This is a genomic window from Sphaerisporangium sp. NPDC005288 (assembly GCF_040607475.1).
Classification (GTDB): domain Bacteria; phylum Actinomycetota; class Actinomycetes; order Streptosporangiales; family Streptosporangiaceae; genus Sphaerisporangium; species Sphaerisporangium rhizosphaerae.
The window spans coordinates 70,829-97,589 of the sequence record NZ_JBEXGT010000003.1 but is presented as its reverse complement, the minus strand read 5'-3'; the positions used below and the strand labels follow the sequence as shown (position 1 = coordinate 97,589).

Sequence of the window (26,761 nt, the reverse complement as noted above, 5' to 3'; positions counted from 1 at the left end):
GGTCTACTTACTTAGTTACTTCATTCCTAAGGTGGTCCCGAAGGGCGATGTACCTTCGTCCATGAGACGCCCCAAGCTTGCCGCTGATGTTCGCGTTGGCCTAGATGTGTGGTGTTCTTCCCCAAGTGACCACGGTCGATCAGAGTCCGGGTGGCGGACTGCCCGATCCTTATGGTCTGCCACAGACGCATCGTGATCTGTTTGTTATCAAATGAAGCTACTCAAACTATGGTCGCGACAGCCTGGTCAAGGTGCACAGCTAGGCAACTCCGCAGTAGCTCGCGGGCGGCCTCACTCACTCCGTCCCGGGGGGGTAGGCGTCGGGCGTATAACGAACCTACCTGCGTCGATAGGGAGAATATCTTGTCGCGGGTGTCCGCCATGCGTCGCAAGTCATAGGTCTGCGTGAGACGGTTCGCGGTTGTCTACACCGTTCACAACTAGGTCTATTGCAGAAGACCACCGTCGACTCCTCGCCAAGTTGCATCGATCGCGAGGCCTATGCGGGTGGCTCTGACATGGGAAAATGTGATGATATGCCCGATCTCCTGCACTTGTATGGATGGGATCCATTCGTTCCGCTTGTGCTGGATGGGATGATCCTCTAGAGTCCAGCGCAGGCCCGCAGCGTTGCCAGCAAGGCATAGAGGCCTTGGCAGCTACGCGGCATCCTGGAGGGCATGGGATATGGGGTCGAAGCTCTGGCGGATCTGCGGAGGTCTCACTGGAGCCCTCGTAGATATCGCCGTTAACCTCGCCACTGAGCTGAAGAGTAACCCTCTCGCCTGGCTGGCGGTGCCCCTCCTTTCTGTCTTGGGGGTGTGGGTGGGCTCCAAGGCCGAGTCAAGCGCGCGGCGTCGGATAACTGATCGTCGGGATCGGCAGAAGACCCTCTTCTTTTACGAAGAGCAGAACGGTACGGTTTATAGAACTGTGTCAACGTGGAGCGAAAAGGCCGCGATTGAGCTTGCTAGACGGCTGCCTTAACTGATAGACGCGCCTTTCCCTCTCATAACCACGGCTCTAGCATCCCATGGAAAAACGGAGATCTCGATCTATGGCTAAATCCCGATTCCAGTATGTGCTTCCAGATCACCTCGTCGAGTACGGTGTCGAGGTAGAGATTGACTCGCTGAAGATCGATGAGGATGCGCAGCGTGGCCTCAATGAGAAGCGAGCGAAGAGCATCGCCGACGGGCTGATTGTAGACGCCCTCGGGTCGATTGTGGTCTCTGAGCGTGGTGACGGCAACCGTTACGTAGTGGACGGTATGCACCGCACCGAGGCCTGCAGGCTCAAGGGCCTGCGGACCATCAAGGCGGAGATCCATTACGGTCTCAATCAGCAGGAGGAAGCGACGCTCTTCCTGATCAAAAACCGAGAGTCAGCGAAGGTCAGCACTCTAGATGAGTACAAGGTAGGACTCACGGCCGGAGACATGCTCTGTGTAAGCGTCGACAGAGTGCTGAAGAGCCACGGCCTGGGACTGGGCTCTAGTTCGACGAACAGCGTGGGTGCCGTATCGGCCGTACTGCGTGTGACACGGCAGTATGGGCCGGACACCCTGGACCGGACTTTGAAGGTGGTCCAGGCGGCTTGGGGTAGAAACAAGGAGTCCTGGGACGGAGTTATTCTTGGCGGAGTGGCCATGTTTCTCGGTCGGCATGGGGACAAGATTGACGACGATGAGCTTGCGAATAAGCTCCTCAAGCGAGGGCTGGCGGCACGCTGGCGGTCTGAAGCTTTGACGCGAGCCTCGAACGGTGGGTACAACAACAGTGGCACAGGGTCGCGAGAGAGTCAGTGCTACCAAATGGTTGTAGAGAGTTGGAACAAAGGGCGTACCGCAGCTAATCGCATCGAATAGTTTGAGCAAATTGCCGGCACAGCCGTACGCAGCGAAAAGAGGATGATGCGACGGCTGTACCGGCGAATGCTGCTTGGCAGCTACAGGCCCGGGAAGGAGCTCCGGATAATGGCGACGAGTTCGGCTGCGGTCTTCCGGTCCATCTGCAAGGTCTGACTCACCTTCTTCTCAGACACGCGAGCATCCGATCCGTAGGTGCTGATCTGCAGTAGTGGGCCTTCGGGGGACTGAATGACCTGGTAACCACACTCGACCTCTGTGGGGTGAGGGCGAGATGGAGATGTCGACTTGAAGAACTCCGTGATCTTTGCCATGCGTCATTGTTTCGCCCCATGCCCTCTCGGGGAAGAGGCGACGGAGACTGCATGATGCAGGTCGATCGGCCCGACATCTGCATACTGCACGAGGCGAGCAGCGCCGAATCTACGGACATGATCATGTCGAGGTACCCTAAGGGCCGGCATGAAGCGCTGTAGCCGGACATTCAGCCGGTCACTGTCGAGTACTGAACACCAGCTGATCGGCCAGCGGTCTGCGTATGGCGGCTTAGACCAGGTGGCTGCGGCGTGGGCGGATCCGCCTGTGGTGTTCGGTCGCGCCGATCCGCTTGACCTGCGCGACGGTGCTGGCGGCCAGTCGATCCGTGCCAGGCGCGTCGGCTCATTGGCATAGCGCGAAATCCATCCGACGATAAGGGGTGATGCCAGTAGTGGGCCAAGCGGGTGCCGTGGCGAAACAACTAGAGTTGGTTTTTGTGCGTGTTTGATATATTCGCCCGTTGCGTTGCGGAAAATCGCTATATATGAGCTTGGGTCTATCCTCCGGGAAACGGTAGAGCTGCAGCGTCGCGAGGGCTTCCGGGGGCTCGTATGGCACGCTCGACATCGTGCACCATAGTTGCCCATTCATCTTCGTTGTCGGGTAAGGCGTCGAGCGGCATGATTTCCGCGATCGCCTGACTCGTAAGAGCGTAGATGAAGGCAAGGGTAGTGTGCTGCCGAACCTCTAGCCACGCAGTTCCCGCTGCGATTACCGCGCCACATACTCCTAGCAGGTCGATTTCGACGATGCCGGCCCCCTTTAGGACGCCGCCGACGATGCCTATAGCTTCCAAAGAGGCCAGAAGCACCGACCACCTATTCGCGCGCCGTTCATGCCATCTGGATTTCTGTGCGTACCAATTTTGCTGATCACCCAAACGGTTGGCCAAGTAATGTGCTCGCCGGGCTGTGAGCGGAAGATTTCGGATTCGCCGCATGCCATCAGTGATCTGTGCGCTCTGGGTGATGGGAGGGAGTATTCTTCCGCCCATCAACAAGCGAGTGATCTCGCGGAATGCAATGGCAAGGCCTCGATCTGCCTCCGCGTCTGAGACCTGATTCTTCGCGAATGGGCGTCCGCCGCTGACGTATCGCCAGATAAGCGTTTTAGCCGATTCGGCGGCGGCCCGGCCGTCGTACCATAATTGCTGAGGGCGACTGCCGAGCAGATGTACTTCGGTGACCAAGGCGGCGCCGAACGCTCCTGCTGCTATGATTCCGGCTACATCGGCACTTCGCCATTTTAATGTGAATGCTCCGGCGAAGGCAGCGGCCAGTAGCATGGTCAGCCTTATTGTCGTGAGTCTCAGATAGCGCCGTTGCCCTATCATCGCCGCTTCATCGAGATCGCGATATAAGGGCGAGAACTCACTTTCGTCGGCCGACTGACTAGAAGTGACTCCTGAGGATTCGGTTGGCATGAGTCAACGATACGGCTTATGTTTGGCGGGAATGGCCGACTCCTTGGCACCTGGCCAGGGTTGTGTGAAGTCGGCTGGTCCTTCAAGATGATCTACAGACCCTGGACTGCGAAGTATGCAGTGGCTTGGTGAGGCCACCAGGCCAGATAGATCGCCGTGGAATGTCAGGATGGGGAAGAGTTGCTCCGCGATGTCGACTTCAGTTCGCCAGTCTTCGTTGACGCCGACGAAGTGGGCGCTGGTCAGGGTAATCGCCTGATCTGTGGCAGTGTCGGGATCCTCTGCCTGTACTACGCACACGGACGGGTCGAGGTCGCCGTGTGATGCTGACCAGTCGAGAACGCAAGTCCAGACCCGTGTCGTCATCTGATCTCCGCTAGAAAGGCGCTCCACTCCTGGTGCCGCAAGATCAGGATGGGGCCGTCGGGGCATTTGGAATCGCGTACTGCGACGTGTGAGTCCATTCGGACGACCTCTACGCAGTTCTCTCCCTGGGCCGTGCTGTGGGTGCTCTTGCGCCAGTCGGCGCGCGAGAGGTCGATGTCCTGCCGGTTGATCATTCTTCGCTCCCGAATCCGGACTGGACCGATTGGATGAACCTGACAGACTCCGCTGGGCCAAGGGCGATTGCCCGGAGGTGGTCAAACATCAGCGTATATCGCGCTACTTCTTCCGTCTCCTCCAAATACAGGGCGGTGGCCGCGGTCTCGAGGTAGATGATCGGGGCGAAGAACTGCGGTGTCGGGAAGTCGAGGATGACGAACGGACCGGACAGGCCGGGGTGGGCGCCAGCCGCAGTGCGGATGACCTGCATGGTGACTCGCGGGTGCTCGCTCAGGTCGATGAGCCGTTGCAACTGTTCGCGCATCGTGTTGCCGTCGCCTACGGGACGCCGGATGGCCACCTCGTCGAACACGACCCACAGCGTCGGGCCGTCGCTGTCTTCCGCGAGCAATCGCTGTCGTGCGACGCGCGCCTCGGTGCGTCGTCTGACCTCCTTGGATTCCATGACGAGTGCGGTACGCATCACTGCACGGGCGTACGCCTCGGTCTGGAGAAGTCCCGGAATGACCTGCGGTTCGAAGTTCCTGATCGTGGTGGCTTGAGCTTCCAGGTCAAGGTAGGAGCCGGTGAGAACGTCGCGGTACTCAGTCCACCAGCCCTTCTGTCGGCTGTGCCGAGCGAGTGCGAGAAGTGCTTCCCGACGTGCCCCGTTTACCTCGTAGAGGTCGAGCAGGTCCCGAAGGTCGCCGGTGCTGATGCCGGAGCGCGCGCTCTCGACTCGCCACACCTTCGTCGCGTGCCAGTCGAGTCGTTCGGCGACCTCTTCCCTGGAGAAGCCGGCCGCCTCGCGCAGGCGTTCCAACTCGGAGGCGAGCCTGCGATGCCGGATGGTGGGATTCGTTAGTTGAGGCATTTTGGACCCTTCTGCTGTTCGGGACGACTCGCCGTTTTCTGGACGAGGGCGGCATGGACCGTGGCGAGTGCTCCTTACTCAAGATCGGTGTTATCTCGCAGTATTTTTAGGATTACGGTTGCACCGTAGTAATCAACCCGTCACTCTCGGTAGAGCATGCCATCGAACCTGCTGTTAGCGCAGGGAAACCGGAGATCTGGAGGTGACTGGGCGATGACCATGGACCAGGCGGGGGCCGTGGAAGGGCACGTCGCGGTGGGGGAGTTGATTGGGGCGCCGGGTGGGTGGAGTTTGGTGCCGAATCCACCGGTGGCGGGTGAGGCGCTGCGGGTGCGGTCGGTTCGGCGGGAGACGTTCCGGGCGACCGGGGATCAGGTGTCCTGTGCGCGGCGGGTCACGGAGGAGACGCTGCTCGATCATCCGGCCGCGGAGATCGCGGTCCTGCTGGTGTCCGAGCTGTCGTCGAACTCCGTCCGGTACAGCGGATCGTCCTTCTTCACCCTGGCCATCGTCCGGACGTTCGCCGAGGACCTGCACATCAAGGTGATGGACGAGGGGAACAACGGTCTGCCGCGGCTGCTGCGGGACGATCAGGGCGCCGAGAGCGGCCGGGGCATGCGGCTGGTCGATGTGCTGGCCAAGCAGTGGGGCATCACCCGGCGACGCGGCGACGGCATGGCCGTGTGGTTCGACGTGGACGAGAAGCTGCCCGAGACGTGGGTCGACCTGTTGCTCGTCGGCGAGAGCTGAGCGGAGGCGGCCGGATGTGTCACCTCACCGATCGCGACCGCCAGGCGCTCCGCCTGGCCGCCGAGCTGCGCAGGCGCATGCAGGAGTGGCTCGGCCGTCGGGGGATCGCCGCCTCCCCGGTCATCTCACCGTTCATCGACCGGGCCGGAGACGCCAGCGTCCTGATCAGGATGAACGCGCACGCGGCGCTGGCGATGATCGTCGGGTTCGAGGAGCGGCGCCAGGGAGACGCCGGGATGCGTGACGCCCGCATCTGGCCGCCGGAAGAGTAAGCCGATGGGGTGTTTCGTTGATGGATGATGCACGGTGTCGGCGGCGCGGCGGGAAGATTTGAAGCCTCGCAGCTTGGCGCGAATGGCAAAGGCACGCCGCGGTGACGTCATCGTCAATGTATAGATGGATTATGACCGCGCGCTATGACGGCCATGCGGAGTGGTACGACGACTTCAATGCGCCTTTCGCCGCTGACAACGTCGCTTTCATCGTCGACCTCCTCGGTGCTGGGGAAGGCTTGTGCCTTGACATCGGTTGCGGCACCGGCCTGTACCTCGACGCCATCCGGTCCACCGGCCGGACCGTCATCGGCTTCGATCGCTCGACCGACCAACTGCATATCGCCCGCCGCAGGGATCACGCTCCACTCCTCCAGGGCGATGCGACGATGCTTCCGTTCGCCGCGAACAGCTTCCACACCGTCGCCACACTGTGGGTCTCTACCGACATCGGTGACTTCGCCAGGCTGATGAAGGAGGCGGCTCGTGTGCTGCGCCCTGGGGGCCTGCTGCTGTTCCAGGGAGTGCACCCCTGTTTCAACGGCCCGCACATCGAGCGCCGCCCGGATGACGCGCTGCTCATCCATCCCACCTACCGGACCGCGGGCTGGCACGGGCGCGGCCCGTGGTGGCCCACGGGTGGAGTTCGGGACCGGGTGGGAATGAGCCATGTGCCACTGGCCGACCTGATCAACGCATTCATCAATGCCGGACTGAACATCGAGCAGGTCTTCGAGCTCGGCGAGCGGCCCATCCCTTCAGTGCTGGCGGTCACGGCCACCGCGTGATCTCCGGGGCCGCCAGCACCTGAATGATCACGTCGATATCGACGTCAACAAATCAGCCTGGTCATCGGCTCCGCGGCGCCGTGTAGACGTCCGGCGACGTCCGCCGGCCGTGCTCGGCCGCTGGCTCCGCCGAAAATTGCCATCCGACCAGGTCAGCACCCGGACCTGATCGGCCGGAGGGGCGGCGACGGTTGTAGCACCCCAATCGCAGAAGGTGCCCCTTGACGACCACGGTGGCGCTTCGCCGCCCGCTTGACGTCCGGGTGCGCCTGCAGATACGTCTCGGCATATCCGGCGATCTCAGGAGCGGTCTTCGGTCCTGAGCCGCAACCCGGCTCTTCACGGTTGAAGGTGTATCTGTCGAAGGATTCGCGATCACGGCCGACGGCGGAAGCTGATGCGCATCAGCCGACTCTCAGCCCAATCTTCGAGCCGAGTCGGCCGGATGGTGCCGGGGTCGTGGGGCTGATTGAGATCCGCCACGATCTCCGCCAGCACGGCTTGACGTTCGGCTGGGTCGGTGACAGGCGTGGCCCGTGCCGGCAGATCTGCGCGGATCCCGTTCTTGAGGTGGAAGGTGAAGTTGGGATTGGCGAGAAGGTTCGCATGCCAGTCGGTCGCCGCACCGCCGGCGCCGCTACAGAGGTAGGTGGTGCCCGCAGCTCGGTAGAAGAAGATCTCGATGCGGTGTGCTCGGCCGGTGCGGCGCCCCAGCGTCGTGATGTCGATGATCCGTTCTCTGGTGCCCGCGGCGGGGGTGATCTCGATGGCTTGTCGGACGTGGTCGGGCAGGTGGGACAGAGCCGCGTCCCGTGCGGAGTCGTTCGACCCGGTCGTGTCAGGAGTGCTCATGCGGTCTCGGCCTGCAGGGCGGGGCCGAGGAGGAGTCCCCCGTCGATGACGTACTCCGACCCCGTGATGAACGACGCGTCTGATGACGTGAGGAACAGGAGAAGACGGCTGACGTCGGTCGGCTCCCCGAGCCGCGGGATGGCGAACGGCTCGGGTGAGTAGAAGTCGGCGATCGCCGCGACTGCGCCGGCTGCTGGTTCGTGGATGAAGGGGGTCGCGATCACGCCGGGGTGGATGGTGTTCACCCGGATGTGGTCGCGGCCGAGTTCGAGTGCTGCCGTTTCGGTGAGGCCTCGCACGGCCCACTTGCTGGCGACGTACGGCGCGTAGTGAGCCGTGCCGCCCAGGCCCATGGTCGAGGCGATGTTGACGATGGCTCCCCCTCCCGCGCGGCGTAGACCGGGGGCTGCGACCTTGATGCCGAGGAAGGTCCCTGTGAGGTTGATACCGAGGATGCGCGACCACGTGGCCTGCTCCGTGTTTTCGATTGTTGCGGGGGGATTCTGCACGCCCGCGTTGTTGACGAGCACGTTCAGGGCGCCGAAGGCGCTCTCGGCGGTCAGCACGGCGGCGGACCACGAGCTCTCGTCGGTGACGTCAAGGCGGGTGAAGCGAGCGCGGGTCCCGAGCTCGTCGGCGAGAGCGGCGCCGCGTTCCTCGTCGATGTCGCCGATCACCACGTTCGCTCCCTCCGCGTGAAAGGCGCGCACGTGGCTCGAGCCCTGGCCGCCGGTCCCACCGGTCACGAGCACGGTCTGGTTGTCGAAGCGGGGCATCCGCTGTTCCTTCGGTACGTGGGTGAATGACCGGGATCACCAGTGATGAACGGCGGCCAGTGGTGAGCCGGGCGACTCACCATCCCCTCGACACTAGGTCGGCGACAGTGGCGAGTCAAGCCACTCACCTCCTATACTCGGCCCATGAGCACGGTCGTGACGACGTATCACCAGCGCGTCGCCCAGGAGAAGCGCGCGCTGATCGTGACGGCCGCGACCGCACTGTTTCTCGAGTTGGGCTACGACCGGACGTCGCTGGCGCGGATCGCAGAGCGCTCGGGCGTTTCGCGGGCCACCTTGTTCAAGCAGTTTCCGAGCAAAGCCGCCTTGTTCGACGCCATCGTGACCGAGTCCTGGTCGACCGCTGACGAGGAGGATCCCCCGCCGGCAGGCAACGTCGTCGACGGGCTCAGCATCATCGGTCGCCGTTACGCCCAGCTGTTGGGCCGTGCCCAGATGACCGACCTGTTCAGGATCGTCATCGCCGAGCTGCCGCGGTTCCCTGAGCTGGCCCATGCGCAGTTCTCGCACGGGAAGATGCCGTACTTCGAGTCCGTACGCAGCTACCTTCTGGCTGAGCACGAGGCGGGAACGGTTCGGATCGAGGACGTGGACCTCGCAGCCACCCAGTTCCTAGGCATGATCTCCAACTACGTCTTCTGGCCGACGCTCCTAGTGCCGGGCTGGAAGGTGAGCGCCGAACGCGTCGCTCAGGTGGTCGATGAGGCCGTCCGCACCATCGCCGCCCGGTACGCCGCGACTGGACCAGGGGCGTCCACCAACGACTGAGTCCCGCCGCCACCAAAGGAGCTGATGCCCAAGCGATCGAGGCCGTCGGCACCAAGGGCGTCGCGGGGCATCCCGGGGCGGACATCGAAGGAGGGAGCGTCGATGTGTTGACCCGCCTCGATCAGCCTGACATCGGCACGGCTCGACAAGAGGTCTCAGCAGCGAGCCCAAACGTGCAAGGCTGCGCTCTCGGGGGGACTCCCAACGACGGCAAGAGGGGTGGCAAGACCCGCAAGTCAGGCTCGCAGCCACACCCTCATCTGTGAAGAGCCAACCGGCCCCAGCGCCGCCAACATGGTGATCATCACATGTCTCCGCACGCCGGGCATGCTCACACAGCCGCGTGCAGACCCCTCCGACAGTGACGTGCAGATCGCGTGCAGAAGGTTCTGCCCATACCCCCGAAGCCGTCATCGGTCACGTTCGGCCGGCCGGATGCGAGGTCATCGGGAGGCTTGCGCGCTGCTCGGCCAGGCTCTCAGGCGTTCAGGGCGGTGATGGCATGGTGCTGCTTACCGGGTGTGCGGATAGGGGGCCGGGGTCAGACGGGCCTGTAGTCGCCGTGGTCTATACCCGCCGCCCACACCGCGTCGAACGCCGTCGCGCACAGTTTCGCCACGTCGGGCTCTTCGCACCACTCCACGCCAGCCCAGTGGCCTTCTCCGGTGAAGTGGTTGAACTGCACCCGGTCTCCGTCGAGCGGTGGCCTGCCTGCCATGCCGAGAACACCGGGTTCTCGACGGATACGGCGTACAGGTCACGCATCTCCAGGTGGACGGCCGACCGCTCGCACGAGCGGAACAGGGTGGTCCACTGGTCGAACGTCGGCGCTCCGGCACTCCAGGCCACTGGTCACCTCCAGCGCGGTCTTCGGGATCTCGATCACTGTCTCATAGCTGGGCATGTCCAGGTCAGCGAGTACGGCCGAGTCGGTGATGAGCGGCCTCGGAACACGTATGTCTCGCCGCGATCTCCTGGCCCACCGGCCGAGCACCGTGAGGGCTGCTGGACTGATCGCCCCATACCGAACCTCGACGGCCTCAGGGCTGTTCGTCCGTGGAGCGATCGGCGAGGAGTTCTTCTCTCGGCTTCCCTGTCCGTGTGAGGTGGTCGTCCAGGATGTCGTGCATTGACAGGCCGTCTGAGGCTGTGTCCGCCGGTGGGAACACTGCCAGCAGTCGTGGAAGTCGCCGCGCTCGTTCGGCTTGTCCCTCATCGAGGCCGTCTTCTTCAGGCTCTGGGTCGACCGGGAGCACGATGCCTCGTTCTTCGAGGACTCGGTTCAAGCCGTCATGCTCGCCGGTCACTCGCTCGTAGGCCTCGTCGGCTACGTGGTCGAGGAGTTCCCACTCTGGTGGTTCCACGTCCTCGCCGCCCGTTGCGAGGCGCTCGATCTGTGACGCGTCGGCCAGGGTGTCGGGGTCGGTGGTCGCTCTTTCGTACGTCTCCCTGCCCAGGCCGATGAGCCACGACTGGAAATACCAGAAGACGTCTTCGAGCACCAGCCACCGCAAATGAGATAGGCGGCGCCCCACATGGGCCAGGTGTCGGCCGCCCTTTTCACCTCCGCGTGACGGAGCTTGAAATCGACGATGTCGGCCGGCGGCATAACGCTCAACTCGTCCACGAGCCATGTGGCCCGGGTGTCCAGGTCGGTGGCGTGCACGCCGGAGCGTTCGACCAGGCCCCAGTACTCGTCGGTGTTCATGCCGGAAGCTTGGCGGCCAGGTATGACATTTTCGCGTACTGATCACGAAGGCTCTAGTGCTCCACGGCGCGGACGGGCGGAGCGGTGGTCGATACTCGGATGACCGGTGAGTGGCTCTTGCGCGAGAATGCGGCGCATGTCTCAGGCGAAGCTGCGCACCGACCGCATTGAGCTTGTTCCCCTGTCCGACGAGCACCTCGAAGACGAGATCGCGCTCGACGCCGACCCCGAGGTCATGCGGTACCTCGGCAACGGCCGTGCTCGCAGCCGTGAGGAGGTCGAGGTTCTCCATGGGCAGCGGCTCGCGGCCGCGGAGCGCGTCGCCGGACTGGGTTTCTGGGCCGGGTTCGTGGACGGGCGGTTCGTCGGCTGGTGGATCCTGCAGCCGCCGGAGCGCGCCGACCAAGGGCCGGTCGAGGGGCAGGCCGAGCTCGGCTACCGGCTCCTGCGTCGCTACTGGCGCCAGGGGTTGGCCAGCGAAGGAGCCCGCGAGCTCATCCGGCACGGGTTCGAAGATCTCCGGCTGCACCGCATCTTCGCCGAGACCATGGTGGTCAACACCGCCTCCCGCGCGACCATGACCGCACTCGGGATGGAGCATGTCCGTACGTTCCACATGGAGTGGGACGAGCCGATCCCCGGCAGCGATCTTGGTGAGGTCGAGTACGCGATCACCCGAGAGCAGTGGCTCGCCTGCCAGGCGGCCGAGGCGTGACCAGAGCGCTTGCGCCGATGAGCCAGGGCACGGCCGGTACGGCGGCGTGAGCGAGAGTCCTGCTGGAGGGCAGGACTCGGCAAGCCGCGGACAGAAGTCGTCTGAGATGGCGCCCAGCCGCAGGGAGTTCAGGCGATCAGCAGGCGGAGGCCGAGTTCTGCTTCTTCGAGGGCGAGGAGGGCTTGGTTGCGTTCGTGCCAGCGGCCGGAGGTGAGGTCGTCGCGGAGGGTGCGCACCGCGCGCTGTTCGGCGTCCGGGCCGACTGTGGTCCAGACCGACATTCCGCGGCGGACGTTCTCGTCCAGGTATGCCTCGGGGCGGCGCCAGTAGGCCTCGAAGAAGCCGTCGGTGCAGTCCCACGGGATGGGCACCGGTTCGATCCTGGCTCCGATCGCATCGGCCAGCTCGGTTATCGAAGGCCGGCCGACAAGGAGGTTCGCGACCTCGGGCAGGTAGTCGCGGGTGAGCCAGAACCGGTGAAGCCATCCGGTGTCACTGGTGTCGTGCGTGAACACCACCACGCGGCGAGCGACCCGCCGCAGCTCGCGCAGGCCGGCGATCGGGTCCGGCCAGTGATGGATCGAGGCGACGGCCATCGCGGCGTCGAAGGACCGGTCGTCGAACGGCAGGTTCTCGGCGGACCCGATCATGCACGGCGCCGCCTCCGCGGGGCGCTGCGAACGCATGAGCGCCGACGGTTCCACCGCCAGGACGTGGCGGTCGGGGGGCTCGTAGGACCCGGTGCCCGCCCCGACGTTCAGGATGGTCCGGGCATCGCCGAGCGCGGCCCAGATCTGCGCGGCGATGCGCGGTTCGGTGCGCCGTGTCGCGGTGTAGGTGGCTCCGATGGTGTCGTACAACTGCCCGCTGGACATTGACGCCGCCTCTCTGGCTGTCACCCTCGCCGGCTCCGTGTCGTCCCGGTGGCCTGGAGGCGTGCCCCTGCCCGGGAGGTCGCTTGATCGCTGTTTCACCCTACTGATGGAACAGGGACTTGAGCATGCGACCAGGGGGCCGGCTGCGAGGGGAGTGGTGCTTCCCGCGGAAGCCCGAGCTCCCATCGAGTCGTTCGGCTCACGTCGAGGGCGTGTTCGTCAGGTGCCTCATCGCCGCCAGCGTCTGGTTGATGGTGGCCGGGAGGTCGGGGTCGCCATGCTGGTCGAGCCAGCGGGTCACCGCTATCCGGAACGTTGTCACGGCGATCTCGGCCGCCAGCCGGGCGGTCAGGTCGTCGACGCCGCGGTCGCGGAAGCCCTGCTCCAGGGCCTTGGACATCAGCGAGAACTTGCGCAGCTCGCGCTCATGCAGAGCGGGTTCGGCGTCGATCACGGCCCGTCGGCGTAGCAGGTAGTCGAGGCTGCGGCCTTCGAAGATCTCGGCCGCGGCGGGGGCCAGGCCTTCGGCGATCAGTTCCATCGGGCCGAGCGACGGCGGGGCCTCGGCCATGAGGCGGGCCACCTGCTCGGGCACCATCTCCTCGCCGGCGAACAGCACCTCACGCTTGTCGGCGAAGTGCCGGAAGAACGTACGGGTCGTGAGCCCGGCCCTCGCCGTGATCTGCGGCACCGTCGTCTCGGTGAAGCCCTGCTCGAGGAAGAGATCGAGCGCGGCCTGCTCGAGCCGTTCTCGCGCACCCGGCTGCCATCGACCCATGCGGCACATTCTAGTGATGACACGCCATGTCGTGCCATGCCATAGTGATGACACGACGTGCCATGACTATGGGAGGCGAACATGACGGGTGAAATCTGGGTGCTCGGCGCGACCGGACGGGTCGGCCGGGAGGCGGTGGAGCGTCTACGGCAGGCGGGCGCCGAGGTGGTGGTGGCGGGCCGCGATCGGGAGCGGCTGGCTCAGGTGTGTCCGGACGCCCGGGCGGTGACCGGCTCGCTCGACGAGGTCTGCGCGCGGCTGGCCACCGAGGCGCCGGCCGTCGTGATCAACACGGTGGGCCCGTTCACGGTCACGGCGCCGCGGGTCGCGCGGGCCTGTCCGCCGGGCACCCACTACGTCGACGTCGCCGCCGAGCTGAGCGCGTTCGAACTGCTCCACGGCATGGACCGGGAGGCGGCGGCGACCGGTCGCACGCTGGTCTGCGGGGCGGGCTTCGGCGTGCTCGCGACCGAGAGCATTTTGCTGCATCTGCTGGCGGCCGAGGAGAAGCCATCGCGAGTACGCATCGACGCCGTCGCGTCGGTCGCGATCGAACCCGGCGCCCTCGGCGAAGCTCTGGCCGCCACCATCGTGCGCGGGTTGCTTGACGGCGGCCGCGAGGTGCGGCAGGGCCGGTTGGTACGCGCCCGGGCCGGTGGTGCCGCCGAGCGGCTGACCACCCCCGATGGCGACGTGGTCACCACCGCTTCCCTGGGCGGCGGCGAGCTCTTCGCGGCCTGGCGGGCCAGTGGCGCCCCGTCGGTGATCGGCGCCTCGGCTCTCGTCCCGGCCAACCCGGCCGTCCGGGCGGCTCTGCCGGTGATCAGTGGCGTGCTGCGGTTGCCCGGCGTGGCGGGCTTCGTCACTCGGCGGCTCGCCGGCATCACGACGACCACGGCCAAGGAGCGCCCGCGCCGGTCGTCCTGGGGCCGAGCCCGGGTCGAATGGCCGTCCGGTCGCGTGCGTGAGGGCTGGCTGCGCACCGGCGAAGGCATGACGTTCACGGTCGGCGCCGTCACCGAGGTCGCCCAGCGCCTGGCCAAGGGCGAGGGCCGCCCCGGCGCGTTCACCCCGGCCAGGCTCTTCGGACCCGAGGTGGCGCTGGCCGCCGGCGCCGAGTTCGTGATCACGGACTGAGAACTCGTACCGAACCTGGCGAAACGGGTCTCCTGGAAGCCGGGCGGCGAGCTCGACCCGATCGGTCGCGTCACGTGGTCGTCAGCGGTGCGTGTGAGGCCGTGCCGAGATGATCGACTTTTGCGTCCGCTCATCGTGGCCGTGCTGGAACGGGCCGCGTCGGTTCACGCCGGTCTTGACAGGCAGCCATCCGGCTGCCTAAGTTACAGGCAGCCAAAAGGCTGCATATCAGACGGTGATCCGGGTACGAAGGCGGACATGGACGAGGTCTTCAAGGCGCTGGCCGATCCGAGCCGGCGCGCGCTGCTCGACTCGCTGAACGCCCGCAACGGGCAGACGCTGCGCGAGCTGTGCGCCGGGCTCGACATGGCCAGGCAATCCGTCAGCAAGCACCTGGCGGTGCTGGAGGAGGCCGGGCTCGTCGCCACCGTGCGGCGGGGCCGGGAGAAGCTGCACTACCTCAACGCCGCGCCCGTGCACGAGATCGCCCACCGGTGGATCAGCCGCTACGACCAGGCCAGGGTCCAAGCCCTGGCGGATCTGAAACTCGCCCTGGAGGAACCCCCGATGGACGCGCCGACCTTCGTCTATACCACCTACATCCGCACCACCCCGCAGAAGCTCTGGCAGGCGCTGACCGAGCCGGCCTTCACCCGCCGCTACTGGGCCACCGAGTTCGACACGGACTGGGCCGTCGGCTCGCCGATGACCTGGGACAACCACGGCGTCAAGATCAGTGACCCCGAGCAGGTCGTGCTGGAGGCCGACCCCTACAAGCGGCTCTCCTACACCTGGCACGCCATCACCCCCGAGCTCGCCAAGCGCTTCGGCTGGGACGACGAGACGCTCGCCCGGCTGTCCGGCGAGGCCCGCTCGAAGGTCACCTTCACGATCGACGAGGAGGCCGCGCAGGTCGTGAAGCTCACCGTCGTACACGACGGCTTCGAGCCCGCGTCCAGCCTGGCCGAGATGGTCGTCCACGGATGGCCGAACGTGGTGGCGAGCCTGAAGACGCTCCTGGAGACCGGCGAACCGCTGCCGGGCGATGCGTGACGTCCCCGATCGGGGTTCGACGGCGTCGCGAGGTGCCGCTTGCGTGTGGAACAGCCCGGGGATCAGCGACGGTTCGCAGCGTGGAAGCCGCTGATCCGTTCGCGCCACGGAGCCGCGGCCTGCTGGAGTCACCGTAAGCCGATGCTCTCCGGCCGGGCTGTTCGTTGATGCCGGCTTTCCGGGGCTTGTGTCCTAGGCCTCTCCGCCTGCTGGTTCGTCCGGCGCCGGTTGCGGGGAGGCGGCGTCGGGGTGGGCGGCGATGAACTTCTCGAGGACCTCGTCGGCGAGCTTGCCCCGGGCGGGGACGTCCAGGCCCTGCTCGCGCGCCCATTCGCGGACGTCGGTGAGGGTGTAGCCCTGCAGGCGGGGGGAGGTGTCGGCGGTCTTCTTCGCGCGGGTCGCCTGCTTCACCTCGCGGGAGCTCTCGAGGACCTGCTCGATGAACGCCAGGGCCTCGCTCAGCCGCTGCTGGTTGGCGTCGGACAGGTCGATGGCGAAGGTCCGGTTCAGCAGCGGGAACTCCCGTCTCGCCACGTCATCGCCCTCGGAGTGGTCGAGGTCGTCAACCAGTATCACCTTCTGCGCCACGTGCGGCCCTTTCCGGGTGGATCATCAGTTGTCTGTCTGAACCGTGGCATCATACTGGTGTTCGAGAAATGATCGTGCGATCGACTCGCCCACAGGGGCGCACATGACGGGCCGGTCGGACGTCGCCGGCCTCGCCGGTAGGGTCCGCCGACCTCGCGCGGCGGGAGTCGGTCAAGGTGTGCCGGTGGTGCCGTCGGTCAAGGTGTGCCGGTGGTGCCGGAGGATCGGGCAGAGCCTCTCATCGCACCGACGGCGCAGACTTGGCTGCCTGCGCTTCGTCGGGGTCCATCAGGTGTTCGACCAGTCTCCGGTAGTCGTCCTTCATCGGCAGGTCGGTTTCGACGTGGACGCGCCGCCGCCGGGTGGTGACGTCGAGGTCGCGGATCGGGTCGTGGCCAGGCTGGTCGTAGGTCTCCCACCACATGCCGATGCCGCGGCGCTGCCAGGCGGGCAGTTCGTTGAAGTTGACGCCGTGCTGGTACAGCAGCTCGTTCTTGTCGGCGATGCTCGCCCGTTCCAGCAGCTTGGTGGCCTCGCGTTGGGAGCGGCCGTCCTTGCGCAGGGTCCAGTAGCACCAGCCGTTGAGCGCGCAGCGCGCGGCGTCGGCCTGCCTCCAGGACAGGTAGTCCACGACGTCCTCGACGCCGTTGCCGAGCCAGACGCGGCTGTCGAAGTGGACGGGTTCACCCGCGGCGTGGGTGAAGGCCGCGGCGGCGACGGACGCGGACAACGACACCAGTTTCTCCACCTCGCGGCCGAACAGGTCGAAAGCCGGGGGAAGCACGACGGAGATCTCGTCGCTCTCGGTGTACGCGTACCGTCCGCCGAACTCCTCCAGCAGGCTTCGCGCGGTTCCGGTCATGAGGGTGGAGAAGCGCTGGTCGAATGGCTTGTCGAAGCGCTGCTCGGTGTAGCGGGAGAAGCTGCGGCCGTCCACCCGGATGACGGCCCACGCGCCCGGCAGCAAGGTCAGCGAGTGGAACCATTCCCGCGCTCGCATCCGTGCTTCCAGCTCATTGCCGTTCACGGCTCTCCCTTATCGTGAGACCTCGATCGTGAAACCTCCGTCGCCGTCGAAGCCGACCTGGAAGATCTGGTCGAACCCGTCGGCCGGGCGGGGGCGCCTCAGGCGTTTGAGCGTGGCATAGATGCCGACCTCCGGCACCCGGGTTTTTCCCGCCCGCGCGGCGTTGCGTTCGAGCGAGCCGGCCACGTCGGGCGGGAACCAGTAGCCGACCACCGGGGCATCGTTCGCCCTGGCGATGTCGATGAGCGGACGCCATTCGTCGGCCGAGGGATTGGTGTTGTCCACCGCGACGTTCCTGCCCTCGGCCAGCGCCTCCTGGACCATCCGGAGCTGGCGCCGCTGCCGTTTCCGGGCGTTCGGAAATGCGTCCTTGCTCACATGGACATGTGTTCGCGCCAGCAGCCGCCGGTAGAAAGTGGTCTTGCCCGACCCCTGCAGTCCGACGAGGATCGCCACCTCCGGATCACCCACCCGGCAATTCCACCATGAGGCGTCGAACGACGGCCGGTCGGCACCGGCCTTGAACGCGAGGACCGGGTGTCGTCGCACCACCGGACTGGCCGTGGTGCGACGACACCCATCCGCTCGATGGTCGCAGGAATCTCACCCGCATGAGCTACCGGGCGGAGGCTCCCCTCCGGGGTCAGGAGATGGGCGAGGACGCGACCGGGCCGGCCGCCCAGTGGTTCGGGCCGGTCGGCCAGGTCCGCGACGGCGTCTGCCGCCTGAGCAGGCTCTCCTCAGGCGTGCCCACGGCGCAGCGGGCGCCGGGCGGCGGCACCTTCAGCGAGATCAGGTACGCGTCGAAGATGTCGTCCTGGCACTTGTCCTTGCCGTAGATGCGGTGTCCCCAGCCCTCGTACGTGAGCAGCACAGCCTTGGACCCGAGCTGACGGGCCGCGTTGGCGGACCATATCCACGGGGTGGCCGGGTCGTGCACGGAGTTGCCGAGCAGCAGCGGGGCGTCGCCCGTGTACCGCAGCGCGTGCGGCGCGTTGGTGGTCGGGGAGTTCATGCAGATCGGCAGATCGTCGATCGGGTACGGGTGGTACCCCGTGTCGGGTGCGAGCAGGCTGGAGGCGCGCATGAGTGCGGCGTACTCCTCGTAGTTGCGCACCCGGAGGTTGTAGTCCTGGCAGAGAACCGCGGTCGGCAGATACGCGACGTCGCCCTCCACGGGCCCCCGGCCTTCCAGCGGGGGCACCCACTCCGGCTCCGGCCCGCCGTTCAACCAGTTGATCACCTCGCTCAGCAAGCGCCAGTCCGGCCCCTCGGTGCCCAGTGCGGCGTTGTAGATGACCTGCAGCTCGGTCATCGTCTGGCCTGTGCTCGGGTACTTCAGCTCACCGCGCCGCGCCTTGGCCCGCAGGTCCTTCCAGATCGCACGGATGTCACGTCCATGCAGGACACAACTGGTGTCCTGCTCGCACCAGCCGACGAACTGGTCGAACGCGTCCTCGATGGCGACCGCCTCGGTGGCCAGGAAGCCCGCGACGCCGAGGCTGTGGTCCATGTTGCTGTCGAGTCCGAGGGCCCGGACGCGGCCGGGGAACAGCTCGGCGTACATCTGGCCGATCAGAGTGCCGTACGAGATGCCGTAGTAGGTGAGCTTCTCCTCACCCAGGGCGGCGCGGAGCGCGTCCAGGTCACGGGCGACGTTGACGGAGTCGACGTGGTCGTACAGCGGACCGGTACGAGCGCGGCAGTCGGCGTGCAGCTTCTTCGTGAACGCGTTCCAGGCGTCGAAGTCGGCCTGGCTTCTCATGACGGTGTGCGGCATCCGGTTGTACACCGACGCCGAGCAGATCACCGGGTTGCTGCGTCCCACGCCCCGAGGGTCGAACCCGACGATGTCGAACCGTCGCTGCAGTTCCTCGGTGTAGGAGCCGGGGGCGCCGTACACGGCTTCCACTCCGGACCCGCCCGGACCACCGGGATTGATCACCAGCGAACCGACCCGCGCGGCCGGATCGGTGGCCTTCCGCCGGGCGACGGCGATGTCCACCTTCGCCCCGCCCGGCTTCGACCAGTCGATGGGAACGCTCAGCGTGCCGCACTCGGCGGCAGGCTCCTCCTCGCAAGGCGCCCAAGCGATGGTCCGCGGCGTCACAACCTCGGTGTCCGCACTGGCCGTCGAAACGGGTAAATACGTCGCTACCGCCAGAAAGGCGGCGAACCAGGAAGCTCTCCTAAGCACAATGCTCCAGTCTCTCGTCGATCCTCTGTCGGAACGGTCGATCCTCTGTCAGAACGTGCGACCGTAGCGGATCGCTGCATACGTGTAAGCAGAAACAGGAGAGATTGGCAGTATTTCTCCTATATGCGGATCCACCGCCGGAATCCGTGTTGATCATCGGCGTGGACCACACCGCCACGCGGACAGGTGCGACCGGTGGAGCAGGACCTGCCGAGCCCGCCACCCTCCGGCCCTGCACGCCTCGTGGGCGGGGTGCACTTTGCGGATGATCTGGACAACCTGATCATCCGACTGACAATCTTGCCGTTTGTGCGAACGAAGATCCTTATAGTGACTGTTTGTGGTTCTCTGGCCGCGTTGACGGGTTCAGCGACGGCGAACGCGGCCGTCAGGACCGCCGGCCCCACCTTCCAGTTGCCCTTCCCCTGCGGAGAGACGTGGGTCGGCAGCAGTGGCAGCTTCGCCCACACGGGCAACGAGATCGACTTCAACGGCAGCGCGAACGACGGCGACAGGGACCGGGGCAGGACCGTCGTCGCCGCGGCGGCCGGTACGGTCGTGATCTCCGCGTACCAGACGGCCAACGGCTTCGGAAACCTGGTCAAGATCCGCCATTCGGACGGCAGCGCGACCCTCTACGCCCACCTCAGCGCCCGGACGGTGTCCCAGGGGGCGAAGGTGGCGCAGGGGCAGAAGATCGGCGCGGTGGGCAACACCTCCGCCAAGTACAAGATCGTGTCGCATCTCCACTACGAGCAGCGCTCGGCCGCGGGCAAGATCGTCCGTGCCACCTTCAACGGCGCCGCCTTCAGGTACCCGGGCCAGAGCGTGAAGTCCAGGAACTGCGGAGGCGGCGCCGCCCCGCGAAGCGCTCCCAGCGGCTCCAACCCCTACACCGCGGCGAAGGTCTGCGGCTCGGGCTTCAAGCAGGTCGACGTGGCGACGCTCGGCTCGCAGGGGCGGGTGTTCCTGATGTACTCCTCGGCCACCGGGCAGAACTGCGTCGCCACGGTCCGCAGCAGCGGCAGAGGCAAGGTCGCCGCCAGTGCGTACCTGGAAGTGAAGGGTAAGGCGCGGCAGACCGACGCGGGCACGTTCCAGTACTACGCGGGGCCGGTGCGCGCGAAGGCCGCCCGCACCTGCGTGAAGTGGGGCGGCTCGATCGGCACGGCCAAGTACGACAGCCCCTTCGAGCACTGCGGCTGACGGCGGCCACCATGCACGGACGGCGCCGCCCCCTTGGGGGGGACGGCGCCGTCCGTGTCGGCGGGGGCGCATGCCTCGCCCGGCGTGGGGAGCCTGTGGCGTCTCAGGGGATGGCGTGCTCGAAGTTGTCGCCGACGGCGTAGGTGACCAAGGTGGTCAGGACGCGGGCGACGGAGTCCCTGTCGCGCACGTCGCACAGGAGGATGGGAGCCACTCCGTCCAGGCCGAGGGCGCGGCGGACCTTGACGGGATCGTGGCGGCGGGCGCCGTCGAAGCAGTTGACGGCGACCACGAACGGCAGGCCGCGCTGCTCGAAGTAGTCGACGGCCGGGAAGCAGTCCTCCAGGCGGCGGGTGTCGGCCAGGACGACGGCGCCGAGCGCGCCGAGGGCCAGTTCGTCCCACATGAACCAGAACCGGTCCTGGCCCGGGGTGCCGAACAGGTAGAGCCATAACCCGTCCCGGACGGTGATGCGGCCGAAGTCCAGCGCCACGGTCGTGGTGGTCTTGGCCTCGACACCAGAGACGTCGTCCACACCGACACTGCGCTCGCTGAGCAGTTCCTCGGTGTGCAGCGGCCGGATCTCGCTGATCGTGCCGACCATGGTCGTCTTGCCGACCCCGAAGCCGCCGGCGATGAGGATCTTGATGGCCATCGCCGGGGCGGCGCCTGGGGCGGCGGCCCGATCAGAGGCTGCGTAGCGCATGCAGCACTTCCCTGTAGATGCGTTCGTCGATCGCCTGCGCGGCAGGCTGCGGTCGGTCGATGCTCACGAGACCCTCGCGACGCAGGTCGCCGAGGATCACGCGGGTGATGTTGATCGGGAGCCTCAGCTGGGCGGCGACGTCCGCGACCGGGGTCGGCCTGCGGCACGTCCTCAGGATGGCCAGGTACTCCGGGCCGAGGTCCGGCTGCTCGAACGGGATGCTGACGGTCGTGACGATGGCCACCAAGTTGAAGGATTCGCCGGGTGGGCGCGCACGGCCGCCGGTCAGCCCGAAGAGCCTGACCAGCGGCCCGGGATCCTCTCCGGTCACTGACGCACGCCGTTCCAGGCGGGTGCCGGAGCCGCTCCTCTCGGCAGAGCGGACAGGTGCTCGCCGACGCGCTTGACCATCAGCGCCATCTCGTAGGTGACCATGCCCAGTTCGGCGTCGCCCGAGGCGAGCACGGCCAGCCGGGCCCCCTGACCCGCCGCGGTGACGAACAGGAAGCCCTCCTCCAGTTCGATGATGGTCTGCCGGACGCCGCCGAGGCCGAAGTGGCGTCCGGCGCCGAGGGCGAGGCTGTGGCTGCCGGCGGAGATGGCGGACAGGTGCTCGGCGTCCTCCCGGGTCAGGCCCCGGGAGCCGCCCATGGCAAGGCCGTCCCCGGACAGCACGATGGCGTGCCGCACGCCGGGGACGCGCTGGGTCAGGTCGTCGAGCAGCCAGCTCAGTTCAGGTCTGGGTTCGGGCATTGGAATGGCCCTCCTTTCGATTGCGCGTCATCTACTTCTGCTCGGCCTCGCCGCGGCCCTGCTGCCAGCCGCGCTGCATGGACGACATGATGCTGAAAAGTTCCTCGGGGGAGCGCACGCTGACTTCGCGCTGTTCGGCGGCCCGCGTGCGGCGGAGCTGGGGGGCCATGCTGGCCTGCCGCACGCGTATCGGCAGCCCGTCCAGGTCGTCCTCGTCGGTGCTCGGCACGGCGGCGGACGGACGGCCGGCCGGTGGAGCGGCCGGTGAGGTCGCCGGCCGGGCGGGCGGCTCGGCGGGTGGCTGAACAGGTGGCGGGGCGGATGGCGCGGTGAACGGTTCGGTGGGCGGCGAGGCGGGAGGCCGGTCGGAGAGCGGGGTGAACAGCTCAGCGGACCGCCGGCCCGAGGGCTGGACGGGTGGCTGTGCCGGCGGCTGGGAGGCCCCTGGCGTCCGGTGGGGGAAGGACGGCGCCTCCGGTGCCGGAAGCGCCCGTTGGGCGGTGGGCGGAGGCGTGCCAAGAGCCCGGGCGGGCCGGATTCCCCGGTCGGGACCCATCGGGGCGCCCCGTTGCGAGGGTATGTGGGAACGTTCCCACCAACTGGGGGCGGGCGCCGGGGCGGCGCGGTCCGGCATGGGTTCGATGACGGGGGCGTCGGGCGTGGCGAGCAGGGCGACGGGCAGCAGCACGATGGCCGTGGTGCCCTCGTAGGGGGAGCGCCGCAGCGAGACCTTGATGCCGTGCCGGGCCGCGAGCCTGGCCACGACGAACAGGCCGAGCCGGTCGCTGTCCACCAGGTCGAACTCCGGCGGGTCGGCGAGTTTGGCGTTCAGCTCCTCCAGGGCGGCCTCGCTCAGCCCGAGGCCGCGGTCCTCGACCTCCATCGCGAAGCCGTTGGCCGCCGCCATGCCCCGCACGTGCACGGTGGTCTCCGGCGGGGAGAAGACGGCGGCGTTCTCCACCAGCTCCGCGAGCAGGTGGATCACGTCGGCGACCGCGACGCCCAGCAACTGCGGGGCCTGCGGCATGGGCGGCACGATGACGCGGGTGTAGTCCTCGACCTCAAGCACGGCGCTGCGCGCCACGTCGAAGATCGGCACCGGGTCGCGCCATCGGCGGGCGGGCGTGGAGTCCGACAGGATGACCAGGTTCTCCGCGTGCCGCCGCATGCGCGTGGTGAGGTGGTCCAGCCGGAACAGGTCCTCCAGCGTGTCCGGCTCCTCGATGCGGCGTTCCATCGTGTCGAGCAGGGTGAGCTGGCGGTGCAGCAGCGCCTGGTTGCGCCAGGCGAGGTTGAGGAACACCTGGCCGATGCCCTTGCGGAGCGTCGCCTGGCTGACCGCCGCCTCCACGGCGGTGCGCTGCACGGCCGAGAACGCCTGGACCACCCGCTCCACCTCGGCGGTGCGGGCGGAGTCCAGGGGCGGCGCCTCGGTCGCCGGGTCCACGTCGTCGCCCCTGCGCAGCCGTTCGACCAGCAGGGGGAGCCGTACTTCGGCCAGTTCCACGGCCGACCTCTGCAGGCGCCGTAGCTCGACGATCATGGACAGGCCGAACCGGAACGACAGCAGGATCGAGGCGATGACCGCCACCAGGCCGAGGCCGAGGATCAGCCCGATGCGCCAGTACGCCGCGGTCTTGGCCGCCTGCCGGGCCTCCTCCACCCAGAACAACTCGTTCTGGGTGTCACGGTTGATGGTCTGCTGCAGGAGGCTGGTGTCGCTCTTCCAGTCGTCGGGATCCACGAAGGGCAGGCCGCTGGCGTTCCAGTTGAAGACCCTGTCCTCCATCTCCAGCAGCCGCTTGTAGGGCAGGCCCCGGACGAGGTTGTCGTACTGGACGCGCAGGTCGGGCCCGACGTCACGGGCGGCGTTCGCCATGATCATGCGGCGGCCGGTCATGGCGGCGACGAACGCCGAACGGTCGCTGGGAGTCATCCGCCGCTGCACGATCGTGCTGGTGAGGACGGCGTTCTCCCTGCTGAGGTACTCGGCGCTGCTGTTGTAGGCGGCCATGCCGCGCACCGCCCGGTCGGTCGACACGTCGCTCAGCGCGCCCCCGGCGTTGAGCTGCCGGCCGGCGTCGTCGATCAGCTTGTTGTAGGCGTCGATGACCCGGACGGGCGGGTAGAGGCTGCCGCTGTCGGCGGACCGGCGGAGCGTCTGGAGCGAGTCCAGGGCTCCTACCAGGGTGCGCACCTCGGCGGGGGTCTCGTCCTTGCTCTGCTGGCCGACCGACCCGATCAGCTCGCGCAGTTCCTGGGCCCGGTCGTCGGTCAGCTGCCGCTGCCTCGCCAGCGCCTGGTCGTTGCCGGTGCTCCGGGCCTGGGCGGAGGCCTGGCGTTCCCGCTGGAGCTCGTAGACCAGCTGCAGGACCGGCGCCCCGATGGCCTGCCAGCGGCTCTGCGTGCGGGAGATGTCGGAGATCTCCGTGATGCTGGAGTAGGCGATGAAGCCCCAGAAGGCGACCATGGAGACCAGGGGCAGCGCGAGGATCCTCAGGAGCCTCGTGCGAATCGGAGGGGGCGAGCTCATCTGTCGTGTCCAATTTCGTGTGCGGCGCGCCCTTTGTGGACGCGGGTTGGAGCCGTTCCCCGAGTGGCGTCCCGCGGCCACTGCGCCGATGATCTGGACAACTATGCCCACTTGGGCACAAGTGCATCAAGACAACATGGCGAAGATTGTATATCGAAGTTCGTCCAGAGTCGCATGATGTGTACGGTGCGTAATCGCTGTGAGGAGTACGCCACTGTGCGTCATCCATTTCGGACATGACCTTGTGGTTCGTCCATCGCGAGGCTCTGGATCCGCCCCCGCCGCACGGGTGAAGATGAACCCGCTACTTCCGCAGTGGTGATCTACCCGGGAATCGTGGCTGGGGGCGTGCGTGGGCTTACGGGTGGCGATCGTGGGCGGTGGTCTCGGGGGGCTGGCGGCGGCGCTGTACCTGCGCCGGGCCGGCGTGGAGGCCCAGGTGTACGAGCAGGCGCCGGTGCTGCGCGAGGTGGGCGCGGGGGTGATGCTGGCGCCGAACATGGTGCGGCTCATCGCGCGGCTCGGCCTCGGGGACGCCCTCGCGCGGTGCGCGGTCTGGCTGGAGGAGGCGTGGGAGTACCGCCGGTGGGAGGACGGGCGGGTGATCTCCTCCCAGCCGATGGGAGAGGCGTGCGAGCGGCTGTACGGCGCCAACCTGCACACCGCGCACCGGGCCGACCTGCTCGCGATGTTCCAGAACGCGCTGCCCGCGAGCGTCGTCCGCCTCGACCACCGCTGCGTGGCCCTCGATCAGGACGACGCCGAGGTCGAGCTCACCTTCGCGCACCGGTCGGGAGCCACGACCAAGGTGCGCGCCGACGCGGTCATCGGGGCCGACGGCATCCACTCGACCGTCCGGCCGCGCATCGTGGCCGAGGCGGCGCCCCGGTTCTCCGGCTTCAGCGCCTTCCGCGCGCTGGTCCCCGTCGAGCGGGCGCCCGAGTACGCGCGGCGGCGGGTGCAGACCCTCTGGCTCGGCCCCGCGCGGCACGTCGTGCACTATCCGGTGTCCGGCGGGCGCCTGGTCAATCTCGTCGCCGTCGTGCCGGCCGGCGAGTGGCGCCTTGAGTCCTGGACGGCCGACGGCGAGCTCGCCGACTTCGCCCGCGAGTTCGAGGACTGGGACGTGGGCCTGCGGCGGCTCATCGACGCCGCGCCCGGCACCAAGCGCTGGGCGCTCTACGACCGCGGCCCGCTGGAGCGGTGGACCAGCGGCCGTGTCACTCTGCTCGGTGACGCCGCGCACGCGATGCTGCCGTTCTTCGCCCAGGGCGCCGGCCAGGCCATCGAGGACGCCGCCGTGCTCGCCCGGTGCCTGGGCGGCGCCGACCCCGACACGGTGCCGAAGGCCCTGCTCTCCTACGAGGCGACCCGCAGGCCGCGCGCGAGCCGCGCGCAACTGATGAGCCGGGGCCGCGCCGAGTACAACCACCTGGCGGACGGTCCCGAGCAACGCGAACGCGACGCCGGCCTGCGCGAGGGGGACGTCCTGCGGCACAACGCCTGGCTCTACGCCCACGACGTGGACGCCGAGCCCCTGGCCACCTGACGCTTCCCCGGCGGCCGCTCATCGGTGGCTGCGTGACGGTCGCTGCGTGACGGTCGCTGGGTGACGGTGGCCGGGTGCCGGCGAGCGTGCGGTTCGTCGGTCCGTGCCTCGACCCTGTGCGGCTGGCCGATGCGAGTTGGACGCCGCCGGGCGACGGGCGGCGCGTGCTGCTGGTGTCGTTCGGCACCGCGTACAACGATCGGCCCGACCTTTTCCGGGCGTGCGTCGAAGGGTTCGCGGGGTCGGACTGGCACGTCGTGCTCGCGGTCGGTCCGCATGTCGACCCGGCGGACCTCGGGCCGATGCCGGAGACGGGCTTCGAGGTGCATCGAAGCGTGCCGCAACTCGCCGTGCTGGCGGAGGCCTCGGCTTTCGTCACCCACGCGGGGATGGGCGGATGCACCGAGTCCCTGTGGTTCGGCGTGCCGACCGTGGCCATTCCCCAGGCTGTGGACCAGTTCGGCAACGCGGCGCGGCTGGAGGAACTCGGCGTCGGCCGGCACCTTCCGGCCGAGGAGGTCACCGCGGCCGTGCTGCGTGACGCGGTCGAGTTCGTGGCCGGTTCAGCCGACGTGGCCGCGCGGCTGGCCGGGATGCGGGCCACGGTACGCGCGCACGGCGGAACCGGTCACGCCGCGGACGCGGTCGAGTCCTTCCTGACCTGACCCGGCGAACGTGGCGGGG

At 67.3% G+C, this 26,761-nt stretch carries 28 protein-coding genes and 1 pseudogene; 11 read left to right on the top strand and 18 right to left on the bottom strand.

Annotation, left to right across the window (positions count from 1 at the left end):
- The first annotated feature begins 1,057 nt into the window (after positions 1 to 1,057).
- Complete coding sequence (locus ABZU32_RS04045; RefSeq protein WP_354916811.1) at positions 1,058 to 1,867, top strand: ParB/RepB/Spo0J family partition protein; 810 nt, start codon at positions 1,058 to 1,060, stop codon at positions 1,865 to 1,867.
- 814 nt (positions 1,868 to 2,681) lie between these two features.
- On the opposite strand, the gene ABZU32_RS04040 is transcribed toward ABZU32_RS04045, so the two are convergent.
- Genes ABZU32_RS04040 through ABZU32_RS04025 form a run of 4 tightly spaced genes read right to left on the bottom strand, consistent with a single transcriptional unit; the run spans position 2,682 to position 5,025 of the window.
- Positions 2,682 to 3,608, bottom strand: a complete 927-nt coding sequence (locus ABZU32_RS04040) for a DUF4231 domain-containing protein (protein WP_354916808.1) — start codon at positions 3,606 to 3,608, stop codon at positions 2,682 to 2,684.
- A 3-nt stretch (positions 3,609 to 3,611) separates the two neighbouring features.
- Entirely contained in the window at positions 3,612 to 3,974 is a 363-nt protein-coding gene (locus ABZU32_RS04035) for a hypothetical protein (RefSeq protein WP_354916805.1), read from the bottom strand.
- On the bottom strand, positions 3,971 to 4,168 hold the full coding sequence (locus ABZU32_RS04030; RefSeq protein ID WP_354916803.1) for a DUF397 domain-containing protein: 198 nt from the start codon (positions 4,166 to 4,168) through the stop codon (positions 3,971 to 3,973). The genes ABZU32_RS04035 and ABZU32_RS04030 overlap by 4 nt, the downstream gene beginning before the upstream one ends.
- Positions 4,165 to 5,025: a helix-turn-helix transcriptional regulator gene (locus ABZU32_RS04025; protein ID WP_354916800.1), complete on the bottom strand. Its 861-nt coding sequence runs from the start codon at positions 5,023 to 5,025 to the stop codon at positions 4,165 to 4,167. Before ABZU32_RS04025 ends, ABZU32_RS04030 begins: the two co-directional genes overlap by 4 nt.
- 213 nt (positions 5,026 to 5,238) lie before the next feature.
- Here ABZU32_RS04025 and ABZU32_RS04020 point away from each other — a divergent pair, with 213 nt between their 5' ends.
- From ABZU32_RS04020 to ABZU32_RS04010, 3 genes are all read left to right on the top strand, one after another.
- Positions 5,239 to 5,775 (top strand): ATP-binding protein, encoded by a 537-nt coding sequence (locus tag ABZU32_RS04020; RefSeq protein ID WP_354916797.1) that lies wholly within the window; start codon positions 5,239 to 5,241, stop codon positions 5,773 to 5,775.
- Between the two features lie 14 nt (positions 5,776 to 5,789).
- Complete coding sequence (locus ABZU32_RS04015; protein ID WP_354916794.1) at positions 5,790 to 6,047, top strand: hypothetical protein; 258 nt, start codon at positions 5,790 to 5,792, stop codon at positions 6,045 to 6,047.
- 131 nt (positions 6,048 to 6,178) lie between these two features.
- The gene (locus ABZU32_RS04010) at positions 6,179 to 6,835 is read left to right on the top strand and encodes a class I SAM-dependent methyltransferase (RefSeq protein ID WP_354916791.1); all 657 of its coding nucleotides are present in this window, start codon (positions 6,179 to 6,181) and stop codon (positions 6,833 to 6,835) included.
- A gap of 375 nt (positions 6,836 to 7,210) precedes the next feature.
- Here the strand turns inward: ABZU32_RS04010 and ABZU32_RS04005 are convergent, their stop codons facing one another.
- Together ABZU32_RS04005 and ABZU32_RS04000 are read right to left on the bottom strand one after the other, a co-directional pair.
- Complete coding sequence (locus tag ABZU32_RS04005) at positions 7,211 to 7,687, bottom strand: nitroreductase/quinone reductase family protein (RefSeq protein WP_354916788.1); 477 nt, start codon at positions 7,685 to 7,687, stop codon at positions 7,211 to 7,213.
- Entirely contained in the window at positions 7,684 to 8,463 is a 780-nt protein-coding gene (locus ABZU32_RS04000) for an SDR family oxidoreductase (protein WP_354916785.1), read from the bottom strand. The genes ABZU32_RS04005 and ABZU32_RS04000 overlap by 4 nt, the downstream gene beginning before the upstream one ends.
- Before the next feature lie 144 nt (positions 8,464 to 8,607).
- On the opposite strand from ABZU32_RS04000, the gene ABZU32_RS03995 reads away from it, so the two are divergent.
- The gene (locus tag ABZU32_RS03995) at positions 8,608 to 9,252 is read left to right on the top strand and encodes a TetR/AcrR family transcriptional regulator (RefSeq protein ID WP_354916782.1); all 645 of its coding nucleotides are present in this window, start codon (positions 8,608 to 8,610) and stop codon (positions 9,250 to 9,252) included.
- Positions 9,253 to 9,793: 541 nt separating this feature from the next.
- On the opposite strand, the gene ABZU32_RS03990 is transcribed toward ABZU32_RS03995, so the two are convergent.
- Together ABZU32_RS03990 and ABZU32_RS03985 are read right to left on the bottom strand one after the other, a co-directional pair.
- On the bottom strand, positions 9,794 to 9,970 hold the full coding sequence (locus ABZU32_RS03990; RefSeq protein WP_354916779.1) for a DUF6879 family protein: 177 nt from the start codon (positions 9,968 to 9,970) through the stop codon (positions 9,794 to 9,796).
- Between the two features lie 322 nt (positions 9,971 to 10,292).
- Positions 10,293 to 10,960 (bottom strand): annotated as a pseudogene (locus ABZU32_RS03985) (DUF4240 domain-containing protein).
- Between the two features lie 136 nt (positions 10,961 to 11,096).
- On the opposite strand from ABZU32_RS03985, the gene ABZU32_RS03980 reads away from it, so the two are divergent.
- Entirely contained in the window at positions 11,097 to 11,675 is a 579-nt protein-coding gene (locus ABZU32_RS03980) for a GNAT family N-acetyltransferase (RefSeq protein WP_354916776.1), read from the top strand.
- 128 nt (positions 11,676 to 11,803) lie between these two features.
- Here ABZU32_RS03980 and ABZU32_RS03975 read toward each other — a convergent pair whose 3' ends face one another.
- Together ABZU32_RS03975 and ABZU32_RS03970 are read right to left on the bottom strand one after the other, a co-directional pair.
- On the bottom strand, positions 11,804 to 12,574 hold the full coding sequence (locus ABZU32_RS03975; RefSeq protein WP_354916773.1) for a class I SAM-dependent methyltransferase: 771 nt from the start codon (positions 12,572 to 12,574) through the stop codon (positions 11,804 to 11,806).
- 175 nt (positions 12,575 to 12,749) lie between these two features.
- A complete protein-coding gene (locus ABZU32_RS03970; RefSeq protein WP_354916770.1) occupies positions 12,750 to 13,328 on the bottom strand; it encodes a TetR/AcrR family transcriptional regulator in 579 nt (192 codons plus the stop codon).
- Between the two features lie 81 nt (positions 13,329 to 13,409).
- Here ABZU32_RS03970 and ABZU32_RS03965 point away from each other — a divergent pair, with 81 nt between their 5' ends.
- Both ABZU32_RS03965 and ABZU32_RS03960 read left to right on the top strand, forming a co-directional pair.
- Positions 13,410 to 14,465 (top strand): saccharopine dehydrogenase NADP-binding domain-containing protein, encoded by a 1,056-nt coding sequence (locus tag ABZU32_RS03965; RefSeq protein WP_354916767.1) that lies wholly within the window; start codon positions 13,410 to 13,412, stop codon positions 14,463 to 14,465.
- Between the two features lie 258 nt (positions 14,466 to 14,723).
- The gene (locus tag ABZU32_RS03960) at positions 14,724 to 15,518 is read left to right on the top strand and encodes a metalloregulator ArsR/SmtB family transcription factor (protein ID WP_354916765.1); all 795 of its coding nucleotides are present in this window, start codon (positions 14,724 to 14,726) and stop codon (positions 15,516 to 15,518) included.
- Positions 15,519 to 15,710: 192 nt separating this feature from the next.
- On the opposite strand, the gene ABZU32_RS03955 is transcribed toward ABZU32_RS03960, so the two are convergent.
- From ABZU32_RS03955 to ABZU32_RS03940, 4 genes are all read right to left on the bottom strand, one after another.
- Positions 15,711 to 16,094 (bottom strand): histone-like nucleoid-structuring protein Lsr2, encoded by a 384-nt coding sequence (locus ABZU32_RS03955; RefSeq protein WP_354916762.1) that lies wholly within the window; start codon positions 16,092 to 16,094, stop codon positions 15,711 to 15,713.
- A 250-nt stretch (positions 16,095 to 16,344) separates the two neighbouring features.
- Positions 16,345 to 17,133 carry a tRNA(His) guanylyltransferase Thg1 family protein gene (locus ABZU32_RS03950; protein WP_354916759.1) on the bottom strand — a complete coding sequence of 263 codons (789 nt, stop codon included), beginning with the start codon at positions 17,131 to 17,133 and terminating at the stop codon, positions 16,345 to 16,347.
- 9 nt (positions 17,134 to 17,142) lie between these two features.
- Positions 17,143 to 17,589: an ATP-binding protein gene (locus tag ABZU32_RS03945; RefSeq protein ID WP_354916756.1), complete on the bottom strand. Its 447-nt coding sequence runs from the start codon at positions 17,587 to 17,589 to the stop codon at positions 17,143 to 17,145.
- 187 nt (positions 17,590 to 17,776) lie between these two features.
- The gene (locus tag ABZU32_RS03940) at positions 17,777 to 19,243 is read right to left on the bottom strand and encodes an alpha/beta fold hydrolase (protein ID WP_354916753.1); all 1,467 of its coding nucleotides are present in this window, start codon (positions 19,241 to 19,243) and stop codon (positions 17,777 to 17,779) included.
- A gap of 444 nt (positions 19,244 to 19,687) precedes the next feature.
- On the opposite strand from ABZU32_RS03940, the gene ABZU32_RS03935 reads away from it, so the two are divergent.
- Positions 19,688 to 20,536, top strand: coding sequence for a M23 family metallopeptidase (locus tag ABZU32_RS03935; RefSeq protein ID WP_354916750.1), 849 nt, complete (start codon positions 19,688 to 19,690; stop codon positions 20,534 to 20,536).
- Between the two features lie 103 nt (positions 20,537 to 20,639).
- On the opposite strand, the gene ABZU32_RS03930 is transcribed toward ABZU32_RS03935, so the two are convergent.
- The 4 genes from ABZU32_RS03930 to ABZU32_RS03915 are packed head-to-tail and all read right to left on the bottom strand — an operon-like array spanning position 20,640 to position 24,528.
- Positions 20,640 to 21,242 (bottom strand): ATP/GTP-binding protein, encoded by a 603-nt coding sequence (locus ABZU32_RS03930; protein ID WP_354838411.1) that lies wholly within the window; start codon positions 21,240 to 21,242, stop codon positions 20,640 to 20,642.
- On the bottom strand, positions 21,223 to 21,573 hold the full coding sequence (locus ABZU32_RS03925) for a DUF742 domain-containing protein (protein ID WP_354838414.1): 351 nt from the start codon (positions 21,571 to 21,573) through the stop codon (positions 21,223 to 21,225). Before ABZU32_RS03925 ends, ABZU32_RS03930 begins: the two co-directional genes overlap by 20 nt.
- Complete coding sequence (locus ABZU32_RS03920) at positions 21,570 to 21,995, bottom strand: roadblock/LC7 domain-containing protein (protein ID WP_354838416.1); 426 nt, start codon at positions 21,993 to 21,995, stop codon at positions 21,570 to 21,572. The genes ABZU32_RS03925 and ABZU32_RS03920 overlap by 4 nt, the downstream gene beginning before the upstream one ends.
- A gap of 31 nt (positions 21,996 to 22,026) precedes the next feature.
- Positions 22,027 to 24,528 carry a nitrate- and nitrite sensing domain-containing protein gene (locus tag ABZU32_RS03915; RefSeq protein ID WP_354916747.1) on the bottom strand — a complete coding sequence of 834 codons (2,502 nt, stop codon included), beginning with the start codon at positions 24,526 to 24,528 and terminating at the stop codon, positions 22,027 to 22,029.
- 352 nt (positions 24,529 to 24,880) lie between these two features.
- On the opposite strand from ABZU32_RS03915, the gene ABZU32_RS03910 reads away from it, so the two are divergent.
- Positions 24,881 to 26,077 (top strand): FAD-dependent monooxygenase, encoded by a 1,197-nt coding sequence (locus ABZU32_RS03910; RefSeq protein WP_354916744.1) that lies wholly within the window; start codon positions 24,881 to 24,883, stop codon positions 26,075 to 26,077.
- A 74-nt stretch (positions 26,078 to 26,151) separates the two neighbouring features.
- On the top strand, positions 26,152 to 26,742 hold the full coding sequence (locus ABZU32_RS03905) for a nucleotide disphospho-sugar-binding domain-containing protein (protein ID WP_354916741.1): 591 nt from the start codon (positions 26,152 to 26,154) through the stop codon (positions 26,740 to 26,742).
- Positions 26,743 to 26,761 lie beyond the last annotated feature (19 nt).